Here is a 1924-nt window from a genome sequence, read left to right on the forward strand (position 1 = left end):
AGCAATACCAGCAGTTACAACTCTGACTGCAACAGATAATTGCGGTACAGCAACAGTGGCTTTCACAGAAACGACGGCAGCTGGAACTTGTGCAGGAAGCTATATCTTGACAAGAACTTGGATTGCAACCGATCTTTGCGGATTGACAGCAACCCACGTACAAACAATAACTGTTCAAGACACCACCGCTCCAACATTTGTGGAAACACTTCCAACCAATGTAACGGTTGAATGTTCTGCGGTACCAACTGCTCCAACATTAACTGCAACGGATAATTGTGGAACGGCAAGCGTAGCTTACACAGAAACGACGGCAGCTGGAACCTGCGCAGGAAGTTATACATTAACTAGAACTTGGATTGCAACAGATCTTTGCGGACTTTCTACAACTCACGTTCAGACAATAACGGTTCAAGACAGGACGGCTCCAGTTGTTCCCAGTGCACCTCAAGATGTGACCGTAAACTGTCCTAGCGACGTGCCACCGATGATTTCATTAACGGCTATAGATGACTGTTCTGGAAATATAGTTGCCAGTGGCACAGATACAATTATCCTTGGAAGCTGCCCAAGTTCATACGTAATTATCAGAACTTGGAATTTCACCGACAACTGTAATAACACGTCATCAGTTAGTCAGACCATAACTGTAAATAGCAGTTTAAACATTTTAAATAAATATGGTATTATTACTGTAAATAATTACTTTGGACAATCTAGTCAAACCAATTATGTTACAGCAGTTGGAACTATCGCTGCATTTAACGGTGTAACACCGGGAACAATGCTTCCAAATGGCGGTACCGCATTACATGTAATGGGCCCAATTATGACAATTAGTGGAACTTTAAATTTAAATAATAAGTTTTTTGCTTTCAATGGAACTCCTGTTGGCGGAACGATAAATGCTCCAAACGGAGGGCAATTACCAACCAATACAGCGGTTTCAAATGACATTTCAATGATTGGCGCAATCAGCAATGACTTGAAAACATTAGCAAATACAAGTACAAGTTATGCAGAGTTTTTTGATGGAAATAAAGTAAGGTTAAATTTGATTCCGAATGCAAATGGTATGGCTGTATTGAATTTGATCGGACAACAATTGAACCCCATCAATGAAATCTATTTCAATTTTGGTGCCAACGTGAAAGATGTTGTAATCAATGTTAATGGAACGGATATTTCAATTCCTGCAAACCAAAACACAAATAGAAGTGATTTAAACAATAAAATTATCTGGAACTATTTCGAAGCCACAAATTTAGCCTTAACGGGAAAGGTAGACGGTTCGGTATTAGCTCCAAAAGCACATTTCTCTATGAATCACAATGTTGAAGGAGGAGTTTATGTAAATATTTTAAATCAAAACGCAAGAGTTACAGGATTTTACTCTGGAAGATTGAACTCAAGTGCTTATATCATCATACCTCCTAATCCAGTTATCAATGTTACATGTGCCAACGAAGTACCCGCGATAAATCCATTAAGCGCTTCTGACGGTTGTGGAAACACGATTTCAGTTCCGGGATCAGATGTAATTACTGCGGGAAGTTGCCCAAATTCATTTACAATAGTTAGAACTTGGACAGCAGTTGACCCTTGTGGATATACTATTTATGCTTCTCAAACTATTAATGTAAACGATACTGTAGCTCCAACATTTGTGCAAACACTTCCAACCAATGTAACAGTAGAATGCTCGGCAGTTCCAACAGCAGTAGTTTTAACGGCAACAGACAACTGTGGTACAGCAACAGTGGCTTTCACAGAAACGACGGCAGCTGGAACTTGCGCAGGAAGCTATACATTGACTAGAACTTGGATTGCAACAGATCTTTGCGGATTGACGGCAACCCATGTCCAAACAATAACTGTTCAAGACACGACGGCTCCAACATTTGTGGAAACACTTCCAACCAAT

The 1924-nt window shown here is 40.1% G+C and carries 1 protein-coding gene; it reads left to right on the plus strand.

From position 1 onward, the window contains the following. Positions 1-1924: HYR-like domain-containing protein (locus tag EG849_RS15750; RefSeq protein ID WP_199732325.1), on the plus strand; the 1924-nt coding region annotated here is incomplete at both ends.

It is taken from the genome of Flavobacterium macacae (genome assembly GCF_003865365.1).
GTDB classification, from domain to species: domain Bacteria; phylum Bacteroidota; class Bacteroidia; order Flavobacteriales; family Flavobacteriaceae; genus Flavobacterium; species Flavobacterium macacae.